A 720-nucleotide genomic window follows, 5' to 3' on the forward strand; every position below is an offset into this window, starting at 1 on the left:
TGCTCGGCGGCGTCGGCCGCCTCGCGCGCGCAGCGCTTCCCCATCAGCACGCAGAGGGTGTAGCCGGAGTCCTCGAAGGTCGCCCGCACCGTGTGGTCGGTGGGGGCGGCCAGCATCACGCGTTCCCAGGCCCGGTAGCGACGCAACTGCCGGGCAACTTCGGCTTTTGCGGGGAGCAGCATGCGCCGTTCACCTTTCCGGGGCTCGATGGGTGCGCGTTGTCCCGACGGTCGGGCGGAGCCGTGCGCACCGGTGCACGGACCCGTAACGGCGATCGAGGTCTTCACTCATGGTGCACGGACAGTGACCCACCGTCTTGTTGGAGTTTCAACCACTGCTTCGACGCGAGCGCGCAGGTAGGACGGCTGCGAGGCGCTCGGATGCGGTCCCGTCCGTCTCACCCGTGCGCTCGTGTTGCACGAATGGACCAACCCCCTCAGTCTGAAGGTGACTCAGAAGCGACACCCGCTCACGTTCCGTGTCCGGGGGCCCGTCCGCCGGACGGGAGGAGCGCGAGCTTCGCGGTGAGGAGCCACAACGATGAAGACCGCAGTGCCCTGCTACTACCACCTCGACGTGGAAGTCAGCCCGGAGCGGGTGGGACAGGTCAGCCGGATACTGGCCGCTCACCTCCGGTTCTGGGACCTGGAGAACCTCATGGAGCCCGTCTGCGGCGGCACCGAGATGCTGCTCCGCGCCATCGACGAGCACGCCACCGAC

Annotated in this window: 1 protein-coding gene and 1 pseudogene; one reads left to right on the plus strand and one right to left on the minus strand. The window is 68.2% G+C overall.

Going from position 1 to position 720, the window contains the following annotated elements; translation table 11 throughout:
* A partial coding sequence (locus LPA54_RS34025) for a DUF5133 domain-containing protein (protein ID WP_228984542.1) occupies window positions 1-182 on the minus strand: 182 nt, incomplete at its 3' end.
* Between the two features lie 358 nt (window positions 183-540).
* Between LPA54_RS34025 and LPA54_RS34030 the strand changes: the two are divergent.
* Window positions 541-720: pseudogene (locus LPA54_RS34030) on the plus strand (pep a2); the annotation flags it as partial.

This window comes from Streptomyces sp. DH12, from assembly GCF_020873895.1.
In the GTDB taxonomy this organism is placed as follows: domain Bacteria; phylum Actinomycetota; class Actinomycetes; order Streptomycetales; family Streptomycetaceae; genus Streptomyces.